Raw genomic sequence first — 18,785 nt, 5'->3', positions numbered from 1 at the left:
AGCGCCACCATGATCCATCAGGGTAGCGGAATAACGATATCGTGCCAAAATGGACACGAACGTCAAAAACTCTTAAGGGCACCAAGATCAGCCGGGTTTCCACACAGCCTCTCCGCTGAGCTGACCTCGGTGCCTTGCCCCAATAGGCCAAAGCTGTGGAATTCCTTATGTCACAGTAATTGCTCTGTAGGGAACGTTTCAAACTTGACTAGTCGAAAGCAAAAAACCTAAGCGTAATTACGATCTATTTACGAATTTTTTTCACAAATTATTGAAATAAAACATTAAACTTTGCTTCTAGAGCGCACCAGTATTTTTACCCGATGCAGTGAAGATCCCTATTTATATGAGGTTATTCAGGGCGTTGTGGGGGCGTTTCTCTTACTGAATTGCGCTAAAAACCATTAAAATCGCCATGCAAGGTATACGAAATTCCAAGTCAATTAAAAAGCGCGTTTAGCATTGCGTGCAAGGAATGAGGGATCATCAAAGTTAACCGCCGCCGTTTACCCGTAGGAGAGATGGCGGCCTTAGATCAGGCGATCACCTTACAGGGTTGGAAATTTCCGGACGTTTTCGCGACTGTGTACCGATTGAGCCAAGCGGGCCAACTCGCTTTTCATCGCGTTAATACAGCGCGATAACCCCACGACATTCGGGGATTTGTTGCCCATTGAGGGGGTCGCCCGAACAGCAGGCTTGATTGAAGCCCGAAACGCCCACAACATGCAGAAAATACATTCCATTTGCGGTGTGTCTAAAATGATGTCTGTGCTGACATCAGGGATAAGGTTGAAGAATGACGATTGAAGATGAAAAAGCGCTCTTGGAAACATTGGCAGCACAGGAAGCGCAACTGGTGTTTCCGAAGTTCAGCACTGATATGGCGTTGACGCTTGGCGCTCGGTTGATGGCGCATGGTCAGGAACATGACTTACCGATCTCGGTTAATATTTCACGCAACGGGCAATGCCTTTTTGCCTGTGCACTGACGGGGGCTCGCCGCGATAACGAGGTCTGGATTCAACGCAAAAACTGTGTCGTGAACCGGTTTGGCCATAGCTCGTTCTATATGGGGACGCACCTGCGCGCTCTGGGAACAACAATGGAAGCGAAATACCTGTTGCAGGAGAGCCATTATGCCGCGCACGGCGGGGCGTTTCCAATTCTGATCAAGGAAACGGGCCCGATTGGGACGGTGACTGTTTCGGGGCTATCGCAACGGGATGATCACGACCTCGTTGTAAAGTTTCTAGGCGAATTGCTAGCGGAAACTTGATGGCGGTGGTTTGGGGCTGAAAATTTCCCCGAACTTCCTGCTGGCAACCACTGGCAATTGCCGCCAACTGACTTGAGATCAGGCCTATGAAAATACGCGCGATAAGCGCTTAGGGAGTGAGGGTACCTCACGCCAGCTAAAGCTATTTCCGAGAAAAAATTACGCCTCGAATGATTGAATACGTTTGCAATATTATTGGACGTTGATAGTATTCCTCTAGAAATTTCACACTCAGTCTCTATCGAATAGGAAAAGTTATGCACTCCACTTGCCCACCGTTCAAGGGTATTCACCAGCTTTGCAAACCAAAAGACAACGGGCCATCCGATGCGTCGGATATCTCAAATTTGGTGAGTAAAGTCCTGTTTGCAGTTCAAAAGGACGGTGATCGCGCCGTCGCAGAATTTGCCTTGAAGTTTGACCAAAGTGATCTGACCGACTTTGAGGTGTCGCTTGAAGATCGCGAAGCCGCGCTCAGGGAGCTTGATCCGCAAACGCGCGCAGACACTGAATTTGCGATTGCAAACGTACGCAAGTTTGCGGAGGCGCAACTGGAAACGATGCTGCCACTTGAAATAGAAATCCGCAAAGGTGTTCATCTTGGGCACCGGATTATTCCGATTGAACGGGTGGGTTGCTATGTGCCGGGGGGCCGCTATCCGCTGTTGTCCGCGCCGATCATGACTATTGTTCCGGCCAAAGTCGCGGGCGTGGATGAGGTTATCGCTTGTTTGCCACCGAATGCGCATCGGGCGATGATTGCGGGCTGTCATTTGGCGGGGGCTGATCGCATTTTCCGCATTGGCGGCGCTCAAGCGATTGCAGCGATGGCGTTTGGCACCGAAACCGTTCCCGCCGTTAACAAGATCGTGGGGCCGGGCAATGCATACGTCAACGAGGCCAAGCGGCAGGTTTTTGGGCCAATTGGCATCGACCAACTCGCCGGACCCTCCGAGATTTACACCCTTGCCGATCATACGGGCGACGCGGAGATGATCGCGACCGATCTGCTGGCCCAAGCGGAGCATGATGTGCGCACGCGTGTCGGTTTGATCACCACGGATTCCGACTTGGCACATGCCGTCAAAGACGAGATCGAGAAGCAACTTAAGGTTCTTGCCACCGCAGAAACGGCCGAACAAGCATGGCGGGACTATGGCGAAATCGCGATTTGCGACGACGAGGCCACGATGATTGCCTACTCTGATTTCATTGCCGCCGAGCACTTACAGGTTCATACAGCTGATCCCAAAGCCTTCGCGGAAAAGCTGCGCAACTACGGCTCTTTGTTCATCGGGGAGCTGGCGAGTGTTGTCTATTCCGACAAATGCTGTGGTACCAACCACACTCTGCCGACCATGGCGGCGGGGCGTTATACTGGAGGGTTGTGGGTTGGAACCTATGTGAAAATCGCGACCCATCAATGGATCGAGCCCGAGGGGGTGATGGCCGTTGGGCCGCCCGCCGTGCGTCAAAGCACGAGTGAAGGCCTAGACGGTCACAGACGCGCGGCCCAGTTGCGACTGGACCGGCTTCAGGCGCTGTAAGGATCGCCCGCGCCGTGGTCGGTGGCGGCTTCAAAAGCCGCGCCGACACGGCACACGGTGGCTTCGTCGCCGTGCCATCCTACGATCTGTAGGCCCATCGGCAATCCGTTGGCAAACCCCATCGGAACGCTCAGGGCAGGGTGGCCCGTCACGTTGAATGGCAAGGTACGCATCGCTGTCCATACGGTTTTGCCCTCGGCAAAGGCGCTAAACGGTGGCGCGGGGGCCATTGTGGTTGGTAGGATCAGGACGTCATGGTCCCTCAGAAGTGTATCAACTGCTGCGCCAAACCCTCCCACTAATTTCTGTGCAGCCACGAGTTGGCGCGAAGTGACGGATTTTCCGGACAGGATGCTTTTCGCAGCGGCTGGCCCCACATCCGACGGTTGCGCCTCAATTGTATGGCCATGGGACGCGTATTCTCCGGCAAGGATGATTTGGGCTGCCGCAGCTTCAACGGCGGCATAATCAGGCAATTCAACCAAGCTCACTTGGGCACCACAAAGGGATAGGACCGAGGCGGCTTCATCCATCAGGGGTTCGAGGGCCGGATCGGCCGCCGTGTCGGCACACCACGCGCGGCCATAGGCAATACGCGTTCCAACCACACCCGACAGTTCGGCGCGTGCAGATTTTGTCAGAACGGCAAAGACCGTAGCCGCCTCTGTGACGTTGCGCGCAATCGGGCCGACATGGTCCAGAGCCGTGGCAAGGGGCATGACGCCGTCAAGGGACACCGCGCCATAAGTTGGCTTAAGTCCGACAACCCCGCAGTAGGACGCGGGGCTGCGCACCGATCCGCCCGTATCTGTTCCAAGGGCAATGCGTACCATTCCAGAGGCCACAGCCGCCGCCGATCCAGACGAGGAGCCACCCGTCACATGGGCGGGATTCCATGGGTTGCGGGGCTGTGCATAGAGGCTGTGTTGATCGGGACCAACGGTCGCCAACTCATAGGTCGCAACCAAGCCCAGAGGAACCGCACCTGCGTCCAGCAGGGTTTGCACAGAGGGGGCGGTGGAGGTTGCGATACGATCTTTTTGCAAGCGTGATCCCCAGCGCACAGGCCACCCTGCTACGTCGAAAATATCCTTGATTGCGAAGGGAATACCGTGAAGCGGGCCAAAATCCTGCCCTGCCGCAAAAGCGGTATCTGCTGCCTGTGCTGCGGCCGTGGCGTCTTCAGGGGCCACATGCACAAACGCGCCAATCGCTGGGTTGCGGTCCGCGATCCTTTGGAGGTGTGCCGCGACAAGGACGGTTGCTGTTAACGTTCCGGATCGCAGCGCCGTCGCGGCTTCGTCAATCGACAGGTCGGCGGGATCGATCTTCATGTGCGTGCGCGTTCAAAATTCGCCCAAGCTTTTTCAAACCGTGCGAAATCAAAGCCAGCTTCCTGTGCGGGGCCAAGGACCAACTGCTCGGTTTCCTGCATCTTGGTGATTGCTTGGGCGAGGTGGTCGATCACCTCGGGTGGCACAACGACCGCCCCGTGCTGGTCCGCGTGGACCAAATCCCCAGGGGACACTGTTAGTCCAAAGATCGTCACGGGGCCGTCAAGTTCGGTGACGTGGACGAAGCCATGACTGGGGCCGATGGAACCCGCCACCACGGGGTAATCTGGTGCCATATCCCCAAGGTCGCGCATCACGCCGTTGGTCAACGTCCCCGACAGACCAAAGCCCTTGTGGATTGTCGTATTCACTTCGCCCCAAAAGGCGCCAATGGCGTGGGGATAGTCCTCGTCCTCAACGACACAGACAGAGGGTTTGGGGGCTTCTGCCATTTGTTTGTAATAGGCCATGCGACGGGCGCGGATCACATCTGCGGGCTCGCTTGGCGGGGTTATGGCGGCAATTTTGGCGGTGCTGGCATAGCCGACAACCACGCCGACGGGATCATTGATCAGCATTGTGCCGCGGGTGAAGGCGTTAAAACCGCGCTTGCCTTGGGCGACTTCGATGGCGTTGCAGACGGTAGGCGTATCAACAGAGCGCAGGAGTGCGAGAAGTTCGGGGGTCATGTATCAGTCTCCAGCCAGCGGGTGAGTGTGGCATTTGTTAGGTCGGGTTGTTCGAGCGTGGGTAAATGGCCCGCGCCCTCGATGACGGTAAGAGTGGCGTTGGGAACCAATGCACAGATCAGTTCATGTCGCTGCACGGGGCATAGGGTGTCAAACCGTCCGCAAAGTGCGAGCGTCGGCACGGTGATGTGGCGCAGGGTGTCCTGCTGATCGGGGCGGGATTGGAGCGCGCGCGATTGGCGGACGAAAACCTCGGGGCCAAGCGCTTTTGCCATGTCCATGCAGATGTTTAAAATCTCTTGCCGTGCAGGGCCGTCGGCGAGATAGCGTGGCTTCATCTCGTCGCGCATCACAGAGTGCAGGTGTCCCGTCTGTACCTTGATAATCTGCGGTTCGCGCGCGGCTGCGACTTCGGGAAGTTCCGCCAAAGGATTGGTATCCAAAAAGGCAATCCTGTCCACGCGTTCTGGGGCCAAACGTATGACCTCCATCGCGACGATACCGCCCATAGATAGCCCCGCCAGCGCAAAACGCGGCGGCGCGTTGTCTAGGACGTTTTGCGCCAAGCCCGTGATGGTCTGCGTGGCGATTAGGGGGGCCACATGCACGACTCGATGCGCCGAAAACGCCGCGATTTGCGGGGCAAATAACCGTGCGTCGCACATCATACCGGGCAGCAGGACTAGCGGGATCATGAGGCCAGTTTCGCTCCTTCGGAGAGGGCGGAAAGCTTGGCATAGGCGATATCGGGATCGACCGCGCCAAAGCCTGCAAAGGTGCCAAACCCGCAATCGGTGCCCGCGATAACGCGCTCGGCCCCTACGATGTCTTTAAAGCGTTCAATCCGTTGCGCAATCAATTCAGGATGTTCGACGAAGTTGGTCGTAGTATCGACCACACCGGGGACGAGCACTTTGTCGTCGGGGATATCGGCCTTGCGGTCGCGAAATACCGCCCATTCGTGGCCGTGGCGCGGGTTTGAGGTTTCAAACAACGTATAGCGCGCCTTGGCGCTCATCAGGGTGTCAAACATCTTGGACATAGGGATATCACAGACATGTGGCCCCTCGTAATTACCCCAGCAAATATGGATGCGCACCTTGTCTTGCGGTACGTTTTGCAACGCATGGTTCAGCGCCTCGACATGGGAGGCGGCGATTTTGAGGAATTCGTCGTCGCTCAGATCATTGAACAACATGTGTCGCGACAGGGCCAGATCGGGACAGTCCAGTTGCAGGTCTAAACCACTGGCGACAATGGTTTCATATTCCGCTTTCATCGCATCCGCCAAAGCTGCCAAATAGGCCTCGCGGGTGGGATAGAAATCGTTTTGCAGGAAGAGTGAAATCACCCCGGGGCTGGCGGCATTCATAAATCCGCGCTCTGCGCCGTGTTGCGCCATTGCGGCCTTTAGATTAGCGATGTCTTTTTCCAATTCGCCTTGGCCTTTTGAGGTCACTTTGCCCACGCACATGGGGCGTGCATATTGGGGCGATCCGCCGTCGTCGGCCAATCGTTTCAGGTAGGTCGGAAATTGTTTGAGGTCAGCAGGGGCGTTGCGTGGGCTGTCGCCGTCAAAACCCGTGTAGCGGTCTTTGACGTAGGTGGCATAGCTGATCTTGGAAGTTTCGCCGTCACTGACGATGTCAACGCCGGAAGCGACCTGACGGCGCACGGTTTCGGACACCGCCGCCGTCATGGCCGCATCAAAGGCCCCCTGATCGTAGTCCGTGCCGTTTTCACGCGCAAAGATGAAATCGACCACCTCTTGGGTGCGCGGAAGACTGCCAACATGGCTGGTTAGGATTTTGGTCATAGGGGCCTCTTTTCTTTTTTATCAGTTGGTTGGCGAATTTATCCTTGCCACGTCAAGCCCGCTGGGTCAGCGGTTTGCGTCACACGATACAGGGAGGACTCACCCGTCATTGAGGGGGTGATACAGTGCGCTACATTCGGTGGAATGGCGACGGTATCGCCCGGATTTAGCGTGGCGCTGCCGCCGTCATACGTCAGTTTCCAATGACCGCGCATGGGCATCAAAACGGTATTCTTGTCGTGGCTGTGCATCTCTGACGGGGCCGAACCACGGGTGATGAAATCCACCTCAAACCCAGGTTTGTCGCGCAAGATGCCGTTTTCGCCAATGACTTTCGCAGGTTCGCTATCGCCCATTGCATAGAGATCATAATAGCGCGCGACATAATGCGGGACCACATCGCGGGTTGTGGGCTCGGGGTAATCTTTCAACTGCTCTTCCGTTAGCAACGGCATCGGCTTCACATCCGCAGGCAGGTTTTGGCCCTTTTTGGTGTCGTAAAGCTTGCCGTTTTCGCCAAGTACCAGCCCGTGATCGGCGGCATCGGTGATCACTTGCGGGGCCCAGATCACGCCACCGCCTGCATCATCGCCGCCAAGGACGGCCATGATCATCCCATAGTCGGTGCCGATGTTTTGAAAGCCACGAAAGATGCCCGTGGGAATATTGATGATATCCCCTTCTTCAAGAATCACTTCGCCCGCATCGCCCCAGCGACCCCAGAAAAACCTCCAGCGGCCCGAAAGGATGAAAAACACTTCCGCCGTGCGGTGGCTGTGTAGAGAATTGCGACAGTGGGGAGGTTGGCCCGCCGCGCCGATATTAAAGCCCACTTGATCGGAGATATGGACGTGCTGGTCGGCGCTTTCCGACACGCCTCCGCCGATGATGGTGAAGTTTTCTTTTTGGTTACTCCCCGGTGTGTGGGCGTCGATAAAGGCAGTTTTGCAAGGCATTAGGTCGCCATAGCGGACAATGCGTTTTTCCATTTCTGATGGGGTCATTTTGTGTCTCTCCTGAGAACGTCTTGATGTATCTGGTTTAGTGTAGCTGTTTGGAGGGCGCGATTTGGCCCGGCGGATGCGGGTTTAATCTGCGCGCCCGACGGCTGGCCAGAACGCCATGACGATGCAAAAGGGTGCGAGCGATGCGGATCATGTTTGTGCCTCGTGAAGGAGGATTTGCTTCCAGATCGCGACCTCGTCCCAAAGGCTCCATTCGCGGCGCAAGCCCCACGGGCCGAACTCTGCGTGGGTGAATCCCATGATGTGAACCGGTGCTCCTGTTGGCGCTCCGAAAACACCATAACCAGTGTGATGACCCGTCAGGCTCCAGCGTACGGCGGCGCGGTCTGGCTCTCCCTGATCTGAGCGCCCAATGCGATGATGCACCTCGAATTTGGCGTCCGGAAAGGCACTGCGCAATTGCATCCACTGTGCCTCGGCAAAGGAACGTCCCCAGCCCGTGACGTTTCCTGCATGGTAGATATGGGCCGCGCGATCATAGGTTTTGCCAATAACCGCGACGTCATAGTCCATGATATGCGTCAAAATATCGGCCAGTCGTGTGCCAAGTTCGTGGTCATTGCCCGTGCCCGTATAGGGGCCGGGGCGGTCCTGATCGGGGGTGAAGGGGCGCTGGGCGGTCTCCGGCCCGCCTTCGCGTGCAATGGATGCTGCGGCCCAATCGCGCGGGCTGTGGCCCATTTGCTGCACCATCGAGGACACGTCATAGCAGAGCCATTCGTCGGTAATAACGTCGTCTTGCACGAAACAATCCGCGATACAGCGGGTCGTTACAACTTTGCCCGTCGGGGGGCCGAACACGCCGTGGCCCGTATGTCGCCCCGTGATGATTGAGCGGTGCGACGATAGATAGCCGTCCTTTTCGGTGCCCGACCAAATCACGTCGTCGCCAAGGATTTCGCGGTCGGGGAAGACGGCTTGACTTGCGAGGGTGTCCTTTATCACGCCCTCGGTCCCGATGATCAGCGCCGCCGTGGAGCGCATGATCATGTCCTTGCCATAGGATTCATGCAGCGAAGCGATCTGGCGTCCCTCCCAAATCTCGTAAGTGACGCCTTGGATATAGTCGGGCAGGGTGGCAAAACGGCTCATTCTACGTTTCCGGTGTGCAAGTGGATTTGTTTCCAAATCGCGACCTCGTCCAGAACGGTAAATTCACGCCGCAAGCCCCATTCGCCCCATTCGGCGTGGGTCGCGCCCATGATATGGATCTCGGCCCCAGTCGGCGCTCCGAAAAATCCGTGGCCGCTGTGTTTGCCCGTAAGGGACCAACGCACCGCCGCACGATTGGGGGTGCCAGCGTCAGATCGACCAATGACGTGGTGGATTTCGAACGTCGCCGTCGGGAAGGACGAGCGCAGACGCATCCAGTCCGTCTCGGCAAAGCCATACGACCAGCCACCACGTGATCCCCAATGTTCCGTTCGCACCGCACGGTCGTATTCGGAACGGATAACGGTGAAATCCTTGTCCATAATGCGTGTAAGGATGGAGGCGAGCCTTTGGCCCCATTCGTTGTCGTTACCGCGTCCCGTATAGGGGCCGATGACGTCATCGCGCGGGTGGAATGGACGCTGACAGGTCTCAGGGCCGCCCTCGTGCTGAATTTGATAGCGGGCATAATCGGCGGGTTCCCAGCCCAGTTGCCGCGCAATGCCGCCTGCGTCACGGATCAGCCATTCATCGTCGATCACGTCGTTTTTGGCGGCGCAATCGGCGATCCCACGGATCACGAAACTTTTGCCCGTTGGCGGGCCGTACAGGCCGTGCCCTGTGTGGGTGGCAGTCGTCAAAACACGGTGCGAAGACAGGTAGCGTTCGGGGTCTGTGCTGTCTTGCGACCAGATGACGTCCTCGCCCAGAAGTTGGCGGTCGGGAAATTCGGCCAGTGTCGCGAGCGTCCCGTCGATGACGCCTGCATTGCCCGTGACCAGCCCCGAGGGGAAGCGCATCGGGATATCTTTGCCGTAGTAGTGGTGCAACGTCGAGAGGCCACGGTCTTCCCAGATTTCCTTGGTAATTTTCAAGATGTAGTCTGGGAAGTCTTTGAATTGGGGGGAAAAGCCCTTCATGTGTGCTGTCCTGTATGGAGTAAAATTTGTTTCCAGATCGCTGTTTCATCAATGAGCGCATATTCGCGGCGGATTGTGGGGTCGCCAGCGCCGAATGGCCCGAATTCGGCGTGGCACATGCCCATAATATAGACCTCGGCACCTGTGGGCGTGCCAAACCGGCCCCAGCCACTGTGCTTGCCATGCAGCGACCAGCGCAGCGCGGCACGCGGTGGCATCAAGGGATCATCGCGGCCGACGATATGTTCGATTTTGAAGGTGGCAGTGGGAAAGGCGGCGCGCAGGCCGATCCAAAAGGCGTCGGCTTCGGCCCACCCCTGTCCATTTTGGCCGCTGGGATAGTGCAACGCGCAGGCGCGATCATAGTGGCGCGGAATTGCGTCCAACTCGGCAGCCATGAGGGCGTTTATCGTCGCGGCATAGCGCTCGCCCCATACATTGTCGTTGCCTTTGCGGTCGTAGGGACCAGCCACGTCGCTCGCGGGTGTCATGGGCGGCACGCAGGCCGTTGGGCCGCCTTCACGGGCAATCAGGTCGCGGGTCCACTCAACAACGTCAAAACCCAGTTGTTGCACGATTGCGGATTGGTCGCGGACCAGCCACTCGTCGTAAACCGCGCCGTCGCGGATCGCGCAATCTGCAAGGATGCGGTAGGCGATTTTACGTCCTGTGGGGGGGCCGTACATGCCAGCGTGTGAATGGGTCGCGGTGCAGATCAAACGATGCGACGAGAGGTAGGCATCGGAGGTGGCAGTCGCGCCTGCGGGATCGTCGCACCAGATAACGTCTTCGCTGAGCAACTCGCGGTCTGGAAACTCAGCAAGCGTTGCCATGGTGGCCGCGATGACGTTTGAGTTGTCGACCACCACCGATGCAGGAGAGCGGACGATCAGCCCGTCGGCATAGAGGTCGCGCAGGGAGCCGATCTTGCGATCCTCCCAAATCTCTTTTGTTATACCGATGATATAGTCGGGCACATCACGCCATTTTGGGTCAAAACCGCGCATCCCTATGCCTTCAAAGTCTTGGTGGAGCCGCGCAAGATCAGTTCGCCTTGAAACTGCACTTTTTGAGGCGGCGCGGTGGGGTCTTTGATGCGGGTCAAGATGGTCTCGACGGTTTGCACCACCATCCGGTTGATCGGCTGGCGATAGCTGGTCAAATCATAGGCCGGCCATGCGGCGATGGGCACATCATCAAATCCAGCGATGCTGACGTCTTCGGGAATGCGCAGACCCAGCTTGGAGCGCAACGCGTCCATCACCGCGAAGGCCATATGATCGTTGCACACAAAGGCGGCGTCGGGACGGTCGGAGCCGGCAAACATCTCAAGCGCTGCGGCGCGGGCCATCTCGTATTTAAATCCGCCGTTCTCCCGAAAGGACAGGGCAAGGCCTGCCTCTTCAAGCCCGTCACGGAACCCCGATTCACGGTCACGTTGGGTTGAGGCCCCTTCAAATCCGGCGATGTAGCCAATTTTCGTGTGACCAAGGGCTGCGAAATGCGCTGCGATTTCACGACCGCCACGGCGATTGTCAGTCGTGACGGACGACATCAACGGATCGTCTTGATCCCGATTAAAGAGAACGACAGGGATGCCATGATCGTTGCACCGCGCCGTAAGTTCTGATGACATGGATACTGAGGCCAGCACGATGCCATCCACCTGATAATCCAGAATTTCTTTCATAACGTCCTGAACGTCGCCAATGGTGGGGGCAGCCATGAAAACGAGCACGTGGTAGCCTTCGGCTTGCAGCGCAATTGACAGGCGTTCAACGACTTCGGGATAGAACTGGTTTTCCAGATAGGCGACAACAAGGCCAATGATGCGGCTTTTTCCGGTAATCATTGCACGGGCCAAAACGTTGGGGCGATACCCCAATGCCGTCGCGGCTTTGTCCACCTTCTCACGCGTTGCTTTTGAAACCGAGGCTCCGGGCGTGTAGACACGGCTGACTGCCGATTGACTAACGCCTGCCTTTAGCGCGACTTGTAGTGATGTGATTTTTTCGTTTGCCATCAGTCTGCTGTCCAACCTCCGTCTATGAGCATTGAGGTACCAGTTACCAGAGAGGACGCATCCGAGGCCAGATAAAGAACGGCCCCCATGATGTCCTCAACTTCGCCGACTCGACCAAGTTTGATCTTTTCGGTTATCCATGCGGCGCGTTCGGGGTTTTCGAACGTCACCGCCGTAAGTGGCGTGCGAATGAACGTTGGGCAAATGGTGTTGACGCGAATTTGACGTGGTCCCCATTCAATGGCCATGGCCTTGACCATCCCCTCAAGCCCGTGCTTTGACGCGCAATAGACGGCGCGATCAATGCCGCCAACATGGCCCATCTGGCTGCTGATATGGATGATCGACCCCGCCCCAGTCATGCGGCGTGCCGCGTAGATCGACAAGAAATACGCCGACCGCAGATTGAGCCCCATGACGGCGTCGTAGTCCTCGGGTGTTGTGTCCAAGGCGGGCGAGTGGCGGGCCAACCCAGCTGAATTCACGACGATATCAAATGGGTCTTGCGCGTCCACTGCGGCCTTCGTGGCCTCAAGGTCGGACAGGTCCAACAACAGCGTTTCCGCCGACCAACCATTGCTGGCCATTTCATCTACCGTGGCCGATAGTTTTTCAACGCCCCGCGCGGCACAAACCACATGCGCGCCAGCATCGGCCAAGGCAACGGCACAGGCTTGACCGATTCCAGACGACGCACCCGTCACGAGGGCACGTTTGCCATCGAGGCGCATGGAAGGTGTACGTGGCAGAGTCATTCTGCGGCCTCCTTGTAAGGGGCGCGTTCGCCATAGGGCACGTTGATCCCCCCATAGCGGCGAACGCGGAGGTTGCATTGTTCGGCGTGGGCCACGAACCCTTCCAGCATACACAAACGAGAGCCATAGGCGCCAATGGCCGCGGCGGCCTCGTCGGTGGTGATCCGTTGGTAGCTGTGAGTTTTGAGATACTTGCCAACCCAGAGACCACCGGTATAGCGACCCGCCTTCTTCGTTGGTAAAGTGTGGTTTGTTCCAATGACTTTATCGCCGTTGGCAACATTCGTGCGTGGCCCCAAGAACAAGGCACCATAACAGGTCATTTTTTCCAGAAACCAATCGTCACGGTCGGTCATGACCTGCACGTGTTCGGAGGCAATATCGTCGGCCACCTCCAGCATTTCGTCATAGGTATCACAGACGATAATCTCGCCGTAGTCTTCCCAACTTTTCGACGCGGTGTCGGCCGTGGGGAGGATTTTCAGGAGGCGGTCGATTTCGGCCATTGTGGCGCGCGCCAATTTTTCGGAGTTGGTCAAAAGCACACAGGGGCTGTTGTAGCCATGTTCGGCCTGTCCCAGAAGATCGGTCGCACAAAGTTCGGCGTCAGCGGCGGTTTCGTCGGCGATCACCATTGTTTCGGTCGGACCTGCGAACAAATCAATCCCCACACGGCCAAAAAGCTGGCGCTTGGCTTCGGCCACAAAGGCGTTGCCCGGACCGACGAGCATATGCACAGGTTCAATCGTCTCGGTGCCAAGTGCCATGGCGCCAATGCCCTGAATGCCGCCCAAAACGTAAATCTCATGCGCGCCGCCTAAATGCATTGCGGCAATCACTGCGGGGTTGGGCTCGCCTTTGAAGGGAGGGGTCGCCGCGATGATACGCGGAACGCCAGCGACGGCGGCGGTGGCCACGGACATGTGGGCGCTGGCAACCATCGGGAATTTGCCGCCCGGAACATAGCACCCAACCGATTGCACGGGAATGTTTTTGTGGCCCAGAAACACGCCGGGCAGGGTCTCAATTTCGATATCCAGCATGCTGTCACGCTGGGCCTGCGCGAAATTACGCACCTGCACCTGTGCAAAGCGAATGTCCTCGAGATCGCGCGGATCAACCTTTGCGATTAAAGCCTGAATGTCCGCGTCCGAAAGACGGTAGCTTGCAGGGCTGTAATTGTCGAACTTTTCGGCCATTTCACGCACGGCCACATCTCCACGCGCCTCGATATCCTTTAGTGCCGCTTCGACGGTGGCCCGCACAATGTCATTATCAGCCGCCCGTTCAGATTCGGGTTTCCCGCGCTTGAGATAGGTCACAGTCATTTCAAATTCCTCATGCAGGGTGCGTTGGTGTTAGGGTGCCGTTATCGTAGTTTTCCCAGCCGTGCCCGTTAAACACGTCGCGGCCAAGTTGGGCGAGGACGAAGGCGAAATCGACTGACACCCAGTTGTCTTTTATGCGGTTGCCGTCGATTTTCCAGAAGTCCATGTAGGGAATTTTAACGCGCTTGTTGGTGGGCGCGATCCCCATGAAGGTGCCCGAATGGGTGCCCTCGATATGGCCAAAGCACGACGCCCATTCCCCTTCACAAATAAAGCGATCAGTTTTGTATTCTCGCTCGGTGAAGGCCGCACGCAGGGGCAGTTGCCAATTGTTGCGGAAGGCATCCAAGCCTGGCTTGGTGCCGCAGCCTTGGTTGCCGATCCAGCGGAAATCTTCGTGGAAATGGCTGGCCATGTCGTTGGAATTGTCGCCAAGTGCGGCTTCCATTCGCAAAATAACTTGCCGTGTTGCCTCGGCCTCGGTGAGTGCACTCATGGGAGAGCAATCCTTTCGCCAGACGCTGTGTCAAACAGATGACAGATGCTTGCGGGAATGCGCGCTTCGACCACTTCGCCAATCGCTGCACGATAGTCCTTGTGGGTTTTGACCGAAACAAGAGCCCCCGCCAAACGCCACGTAATCATCGAGGCCTCGCCAAGGAGTTCGATCGAATACATCGGTGCCGCGATCTGGCCGCCACTGGTGACAATCTCGGCGTCTTCAGCGCGGAACCCGAGGGTGACATTGCCCGATGGCCCCGCAGGCAGCCCCTCGACACGCATGTTTTGACCTTCGAACACGCCATTGGACAGCGTGCCCTCAATAAGGTTCATCGCGGGAGATCCAATAAAGCTGGCCACGAACGTGTTGGCGGGCATGTCGTAAATATCGGTCGGTGTCCCGACTTGCTGAATTTTGCCAGCATTCATAACGACCACGCGGTCAGCGAGGGTCATCGCCTCGATCTGGTCATGGGTCACATAGACGGTCGTGGTTTTCAGTTTTGATTGCAGGTTTTTGATCTGCGCTCGTGTACTGACACGCAATTTGGCGTCAAGGTTCGAGAGGGGTTCGTCCATGAGGAACACTGTCGGTTTGCGCACAATGGCGCGTCCAAGCGCCACGCGTTGTCTTTGACCACCGGACAACTCCGCTGGACGGCGATGCATGAAATCCTCAAGCTCGGTCATCCGCACGGCTTCCATCACCATCTCGTGGTGCTTTTCTTTTGGCACCTTGCGGACGCGCAACGGGAACCGGATATTTTCATATACGGACAGGTTCGGGTAGAGGCCGTAGGACTGGAACACCATGCTGATGTCGCGGTCCTTGGGTTCGAGTTTATTGACGACACGATCCCCTAAGATGATCTCGCCTTCCGTGACGTCCTCAAGGCCCGCGATCATCCGCATGGTCGTGGATTTGCCACAACCCGAAGGCCCGAGCAGCACCAGAAATTCCTCGTCCGCGATGTCTAGGCTGAAGTTTTCGACGCCCACAAAGGAGCCCCAACGTTTGTTTACATTTTTGAGTTGAAGTCTGGCCATAGTGAGCCCCTTATCCTTTGACGGCGCCAGCGGTCAGACCGCTTACGATTTGACGTTGGAAAAACATGATGAGTACGAAAAGCGGTAAAATCGCCGAGACCACCGCGGCTACGGCATACATGACCTTGCCTTCCTCTTGCGTGGACCCCAGAAATCCGTTGATCTTGGGGATCATCGTTGCGTTTTCTTGCGTCAGCAGCATCGATGTTACGGTAAAGTCGTTATACGCCAACAGAAAGCTGAACAGCCCTGTGGTGACCACACCTGGCCACATCACGGGGATGATTGCCAGTCGGAAAGCCTGAAAGCGGGTGCAACCGTCGACCATTGCGGCTTCGTCCAAATCCTTTGGGATCGAGAGGAAGAAACTGTGCAGCATCCACAAGGTGAAGGGTTGGTTGATCGCGACAAGAACGACGATCGTGGTCAGCTGATACCCCCAGATATTGAGTTGGAAGAAAGGCAGCAAATAGCCCGAAACCAATGTCACGTGCGGCATCGCCCGAAAAATCAGCGCCGCCATGAGGAGCCAGAACGTATATCTGAACCCCGAGCGCGCCAGAGCGTACCCGCCGAGGGTTCCCAGCGTCAGCGAGATGACAACAACCGATAGGGTGATCGTCGCCGTGTTGACAACCGCGCGCCAAAACTCTTGCTCAATCCATGCGCCCTCATAGCCATTGAGGGTAAAGACCCCCCCCGTTTGACGCTCGGTGATTGGCCCCGTGATCGCGTTCATCCAGTTTGCGCGGGAAAAGAAATCTCCCTCAACCTTAAAGGAGCCCCACATGGTCCACAGGAAGGGGAAGGCGGCGATGAACAGCCAGATCAGCACGAAGGCAATTGTCAGCGCAAGAAGCGGGAGCGGTTTTTTGTGTGTTGGGTTAGACATGCTTCTGACTCCTCAAGTCTTGCGGTTGAATTCGCGCGAATTGCGGCGCAGAACCGGCAACAGCAAGATGAATACGCCAACAATCGTCAGCATCGATGTCGCAGCGGCCGACCCATAAAGCGGGGACTCTGCGGCGCGCAGATCGTTGTAGATCAGGTAACTCAGCGAGGTCGCACTCGCCGCGGCTGAGAAGCCGATGATTGGTTCGAAAACACGGAAGTTATCCATTAATTGCATCAGCGCAATGAAGGTCACGAGTGGCGTCATATAAGGCACAATGACGAAGCGCACGCGCTCCCATCGGTTGGCTCCGTCGACCATTGCAGATTCAAGCGTATCCTTTGGCACCGTTTGCAGCCCCGCATAGAAAACGACGAAGGCAAAGGGCGCGCTGTGCCAAACTCCGTAGACGAACAATGTGACCCACGTCAGCATCGGCGACGCTTTGAGCGATAGAGAGGGATCGGAAAACAGCGTTTGCAACCCCGCCCCAATGATCCCTCGACTGTCGATCATCCAGAACAGGACCAGCGATCCTACCAGAGGCGTAACAATCATCGGCAGCAGAGAAAAGAAGATCACCGGCCCCTTGAGCATTTTGGGAATGGAATTGACAACAACCGCGATGATGAAACCAAGAATAATCACCAATGGTGTCACAATAAAGGTGTAGCTCATGGTGAAAATGAAGGCCTTGTAGAACGGCAAATTCATGATTTTATTTCGTATTTCACCAAAGTTTTCACTCGTCGCGAATATCTCACCGATTTCATCATAGGCCAGATGGCTGGCATTGCCGTAGGTGCCTAATCCGTTAAAGCGGCCCGCAGGCTGGCTCTTGCTTAACGCGGACATCGCATTTGCATCGACGCTGACCGAAGCCACGCATCCAAAGGGGCCGCAATTTTCCGCTTCGATCAAAATCTTCTCGTGCTCGATGAATAACGATTGATAGCCTACCGAGATAATCGGGATGGCAATGAACAAAATCATCGCGAAAAAGGATGGCCAGATGAAGGCCAAAAACGTTTTGTGAGGCATGAATGATCTCCTGCTGTGTCCCTCAAGGACACGAGGTGGGTTTGCGCACGTCAAGGAGGAGAGCCGACGCGCGGCTCTCCTCCGAATGGCTTAGTTTAGGAAGCCAGCTTCTGTCGCTGCAGTCTCATAAGCCGAAGTGATGTCAGACATCGCCTGCTCAGCACTTTCTTTACCCTGCAGGTATTCCGCGAGATTGTCGCCAATTGCTGTGTGCAACAGCCCCATATACGGCAACATTGGATAGGGACGCGCGCCCCCTTGCAGATCGGCAATCACACCCGTTGCGGCATCTGTCGGCTCATAGCCGTCGATCAACCAAACGGCGACGTCGCGGTTGGCTTCCATCATTTCTGGGGAAATTCCCACCATCATCGCGCGGAAAGATGCCTCAGCGTCCTCGTCGCTGATGTTCTTGGCTATTGTGAAGCCATCCCACCAAAGTGCTGCGCCTGGTATTGTGCTGTCGCCCAAAGCCGGAGCAGCAGAAAAACGGGTTACGGCTGCGATCTCAGGTGCTGGGCTATCATCGCCAATATAGGCGCCAGCGCGCGAACCCCATGCGATCGCAAACGCCAATTCGCCAGCTTCCCAAACGGGCTTTTGCGAATTGCTATCGTATGTTGCCCAGTCTTGGCTCATGTATTCCGTCATCGCCTTCAGGTTTTCCAGAACCGCGATGCCATCTTCGTTGTCGATAGCGAGCGCAGCACTTCCAGGTGCGAAAAAGTCGTTGCCGGTGCTGAGGTAGGTGTTCACGAATTCAGCAGCGATATTCCAGCCGGGCATAAAATTCGACGCAATGGGTGTTTCCATTACGCCGTTGGCCCGCAGGGTTTCGGCAGCAGCCAGCATCTCTGCAAACGTGGTCGGGACTTCAATGCCGTTTTCGGCAAGGATATCTTGGCGATAGTAAAGATGCTGCGCGTTCGCCATGAACGCAATCGCCATGGTTTTACCGTCGACGCGGATCATCTGGCTTTCGGCAAGCTGGTCGCCATATTTTGCAACAAGATCATCAAGCGGACGGATCAGGTCATCGTTCATCAGCGGGACAACGGAGTTCGTTGCAACGATAGCGACCGTATATGTCGCAGGCGTGATCGTGAGTGCAGGAACCTGAATGTTCTTATGCTCTTCGGTGCGATTGCTCGTAACCTCTACGGTGTCGCTAGCACAGGCCGATGCGGCCTCAGCAATTGCCGCAAGCGCGTCAAAATCATTAGACAGGATTCGGACCGAGCCCGACTCAATGCCGCAGTCGGCCCAAGCTGCGCTGGCTGACGCAATCAGCGTGCATGTCGCGACGGTTGTTTTTAAATTGAGAATCATTTTTATTTTCTCCCGTTGGTGAAGGTAAGCCACCCGCAAATCTTTGGAATAGCTCATATATTTTATATAATTGGCATCAAATGGCAGGCTGACGCTCAGAAATCCTA

Annotated in this window: 18 protein-coding genes; 2 read left to right on the top strand and 16 right to left on the bottom strand. The window is 56.4% G+C overall.

The window, feature by feature from the left end:
- Positions 1–799 precede the first annotated feature (799 nt).
- Together AB9F29_RS17755 and hisD (AB9F29_RS17750) are read left to right on the top strand one after the other, a co-directional pair.
- Positions 800–1,279: a heme-degrading domain-containing protein gene (locus AB9F29_RS17755; RefSeq protein ID WP_369756615.1), complete on the top strand. Its 480-nt coding sequence runs from the start codon at positions 800–802 to the stop codon at positions 1,277–1,279.
- 257 nt (positions 1,280–1,536) lie between these two features.
- Positions 1,537–2,826, top strand: a complete 1,290-nt coding sequence (gene hisD / locus AB9F29_RS17750) for a histidinol dehydrogenase (RefSeq protein WP_369756614.1) — start codon at positions 1,537–1,539, stop codon at positions 2,824–2,826.
- Here the strand turns inward: hisD (AB9F29_RS17750) and AB9F29_RS17745 are convergent.
- From AB9F29_RS17745 to AB9F29_RS17670, 16 genes are all read right to left on the bottom strand, one after another.
- The gene (locus AB9F29_RS17745) at positions 2,814–4,160 is read right to left on the bottom strand and encodes an amidase (protein ID WP_369756613.1); all 1,347 of its coding nucleotides are present in this window, start codon (positions 4,158–4,160) and stop codon (positions 2,814–2,816) included. The two genes, hisD (AB9F29_RS17750) and AB9F29_RS17745, sit on opposite strands and share 13 nt — an antisense overlap.
- On the bottom strand, positions 4,157–4,849 hold the full coding sequence (locus tag AB9F29_RS17740) for an RraA family protein (protein ID WP_335585790.1): 693 nt from the start codon (positions 4,847–4,849) through the stop codon (positions 4,157–4,159). The genes AB9F29_RS17745 and AB9F29_RS17740 overlap by 4 nt, the downstream gene beginning before the upstream one ends.
- The gene (locus tag AB9F29_RS17735) at positions 4,846–5,544 is read right to left on the bottom strand and encodes an alpha/beta fold hydrolase (RefSeq protein ID WP_369756612.1); all 699 of its coding nucleotides are present in this window, start codon (positions 5,542–5,544) and stop codon (positions 4,846–4,848) included. The genes AB9F29_RS17740 and AB9F29_RS17735 overlap by 4 nt, the downstream gene beginning before the upstream one ends.
- A complete protein-coding gene (locus AB9F29_RS17730) occupies positions 5,541–6,665 on the bottom strand; it encodes a cobalamin-independent methionine synthase II family protein (protein ID WP_369756611.1) in 1,125 nt (374 codons plus the stop codon). Before AB9F29_RS17730 ends, AB9F29_RS17735 begins: the two co-directional genes overlap by 4 nt.
- 38 nt (positions 6,666–6,703) lie before the next feature.
- Positions 6,704–7,669: a cupin domain-containing protein gene (locus tag AB9F29_RS17725; protein ID WP_369756610.1), complete on the bottom strand. Its 966-nt coding sequence runs from the start codon at positions 7,667–7,669 to the stop codon at positions 6,704–6,706.
- 150 nt (positions 7,670–7,819) lie between these two features.
- Positions 7,820–8,782, bottom strand: coding sequence for an ester cyclase (locus AB9F29_RS17720; protein ID WP_369756609.1), 963 nt, complete (start codon positions 8,780–8,782; stop codon positions 7,820–7,822).
- Positions 8,779–9,762 (bottom strand): nuclear transport factor 2 family protein, encoded by a 984-nt coding sequence (locus AB9F29_RS17715; RefSeq protein ID WP_369756608.1) that lies wholly within the window; start codon positions 9,760–9,762, stop codon positions 8,779–8,781. Before AB9F29_RS17715 ends, AB9F29_RS17720 begins: the two co-directional genes overlap by 4 nt.
- Complete coding sequence (locus AB9F29_RS17710) at positions 9,759–10,769, bottom strand: ester cyclase (protein WP_369756607.1); 1,011 nt, start codon at positions 10,767–10,769, stop codon at positions 9,759–9,761. Before AB9F29_RS17710 ends, AB9F29_RS17715 begins: the two co-directional genes overlap by 4 nt.
- Positions 10,770–10,771: 2 nt before the next feature.
- Positions 10,772–11,785, bottom strand: coding sequence for a LacI family DNA-binding transcriptional regulator (locus tag AB9F29_RS17705; protein ID WP_369756606.1), 1,014 nt, complete (start codon positions 11,783–11,785; stop codon positions 10,772–10,774).
- Positions 11,785–12,540, bottom strand: a complete 756-nt coding sequence (locus tag AB9F29_RS17700) for an SDR family NAD(P)-dependent oxidoreductase (protein WP_369756605.1) — start codon at positions 12,538–12,540, stop codon at positions 11,785–11,787. The genes AB9F29_RS17705 and AB9F29_RS17700 overlap by 1 nt, the downstream gene beginning before the upstream one ends.
- Positions 12,537–13,868 carry a histidinol dehydrogenase gene (gene hisD / locus AB9F29_RS17695; RefSeq protein WP_335585781.1) on the bottom strand — a complete coding sequence of 444 codons (1,332 nt, stop codon included), beginning with the start codon at positions 13,866–13,868 and terminating at the stop codon, positions 12,537–12,539. Before hisD (AB9F29_RS17695) ends, AB9F29_RS17700 begins: the two co-directional genes overlap by 4 nt.
- Positions 13,869–13,878: 10 nt before the next feature.
- Complete coding sequence (locus tag AB9F29_RS17690; protein WP_369756604.1) at positions 13,879–14,364, bottom strand: ester cyclase; 486 nt, start codon at positions 14,362–14,364, stop codon at positions 13,879–13,881.
- Positions 14,361–15,416: a sn-glycerol-3-phosphate ABC transporter ATP-binding protein UgpC gene (locus AB9F29_RS17685; protein WP_335585779.1), complete on the bottom strand. Its 1,056-nt coding sequence runs from the start codon at positions 15,414–15,416 to the stop codon at positions 14,361–14,363. The genes AB9F29_RS17690 and AB9F29_RS17685 overlap by 4 nt, the downstream gene beginning before the upstream one ends.
- Positions 15,417–15,426: 10 nt before the next feature.
- Complete coding sequence (locus AB9F29_RS17680; protein ID WP_369756603.1) at positions 15,427–16,308, bottom strand: carbohydrate ABC transporter permease; 882 nt, start codon at positions 16,306–16,308, stop codon at positions 15,427–15,429.
- A 12-nt stretch (positions 16,309–16,320) separates the two neighbouring features.
- Positions 16,321–17,349 carry a sugar ABC transporter permease gene (locus tag AB9F29_RS17675; RefSeq protein WP_335585777.1) on the bottom strand — a complete coding sequence of 343 codons (1,029 nt, stop codon included), beginning with the start codon at positions 17,347–17,349 and terminating at the stop codon, positions 16,321–16,323.
- Between the two features lie 90 nt (positions 17,350–17,439).
- The gene (locus AB9F29_RS17670) at positions 17,440–18,678 is read right to left on the bottom strand and encodes an ABC transporter substrate-binding protein (RefSeq protein ID WP_369756602.1); all 1,239 of its coding nucleotides are present in this window, start codon (positions 18,676–18,678) and stop codon (positions 17,440–17,442) included.
- Positions 18,679–18,785 lie beyond the last annotated feature (107 nt).

Source organism: Falsihalocynthiibacter sp. S25ZX9 (assembly GCF_041205405.1).
GTDB classification, from domain to species: domain Bacteria; phylum Pseudomonadota; class Alphaproteobacteria; order Rhodobacterales; family Rhodobacteraceae; genus Falsihalocynthiibacter; species Falsihalocynthiibacter arcticus.
Note: the sequence above shows the minus strand (reverse complement) of the source record. Positions and strands in the feature narration are given on the sequence as shown.

Bases quoted from the DNA above. Each gene is read 5' to 3' on its own strand.
- AB9F29_RS17685 (WP_335585779.1), bottom strand. From the start codon at position 15,416: ATGGCCAGACTTCAACTCAAAAATGTAAACAAACGTTGGGGCTCCTTT.
- AB9F29_RS17720 (WP_369756609.1), bottom strand. From the start codon at position 8,782: ATGAGCCGTTTTGCCACCCTGCCCGACTATATCCAAGGCGTCACTTAC.
- AB9F29_RS17745 (WP_369756613.1), bottom strand. From the start codon at position 4,160: ATGAAGATCGATCCCGCCGACCTGTCGATTGACGAAGCCGCGACGGCG.
- AB9F29_RS17735 (WP_369756612.1), bottom strand. From the start codon at position 5,544: ATGATCCCGCTAGTCCTGCTGCCCGGTATGATGTGCGACGCACGGTTA.
- AB9F29_RS17675 (WP_335585777.1), bottom strand. From the start codon at position 17,349: ATGCCTCACAAAACGTTTTTGGCCTTCATCTGGCCATCCTTTTTCGCG.
- AB9F29_RS17710 (WP_369756607.1), bottom strand. From the start codon at position 10,769: ATGCGCGGTTTTGACCCAAAATGGCGTGATGTGCCCGACTATATCATC.
- AB9F29_RS17725 (WP_369756610.1), bottom strand. From the start codon at position 7,669: ATGACCCCATCAGAAATGGAAAAACGCATTGTCCGCTATGGCGACCTA.
- AB9F29_RS17730 (WP_369756611.1), bottom strand. From the start codon at position 6,665: ATGACCAAAATCCTAACCAGCCATGTTGGCAGTCTTCCGCGCACCCAA.
- AB9F29_RS17670 (WP_369756602.1), bottom strand. From the start codon at position 18,678: ATGATTCTCAATTTAAAAACAACCGTCGCGACATGCACGCTGATTGCG.
- AB9F29_RS17705 (WP_369756606.1), bottom strand. From the start codon at position 11,785: ATGGCAAACGAAAAAATCACATCACTACAAGTCGCGCTAAAGGCAGGC.
- AB9F29_RS17680 (WP_369756603.1), bottom strand. From the start codon at position 16,308: ATGTCTAACCCAACACACAAAAAACCGCTCCCGCTTCTTGCGCTGACA.
- AB9F29_RS17740 (WP_335585790.1), bottom strand. From the start codon at position 4,849: ATGACCCCCGAACTTCTCGCACTCCTGCGCTCTGTTGATACGCCTACC.
- AB9F29_RS17700 (WP_369756605.1), bottom strand. From the start codon at position 12,540: ATGACTCTGCCACGTACACCTTCCATGCGCCTCGATGGCAAACGTGCC.
- AB9F29_RS17715 (WP_369756608.1), bottom strand. From the start codon at position 9,762: ATGAAGGGCTTTTCCCCCCAATTCAAAGACTTCCCAGACTACATCTTG.
- hisD (WP_335585781.1), bottom strand. From the start codon at position 13,868: ATGACTGTGACCTATCTCAAGCGCGGGAAACCCGAATCTGAACGGGCG.
- AB9F29_RS17690 (WP_369756604.1), bottom strand. From the start codon at position 14,364: ATGAGTGCACTCACCGAGGCCGAGGCAACACGGCAAGTTATTTTGCGA.
- AB9F29_RS17755 (WP_369756615.1), top strand. From the start codon at position 800: ATGACGATTGAAGATGAAAAAGCGCTCTTGGAAACATTGGCAGCACAG.
- hisD (WP_369756614.1), top strand. From the start codon at position 1,537: ATGCACTCCACTTGCCCACCGTTCAAGGGTATTCACCAGCTTTGCAAA.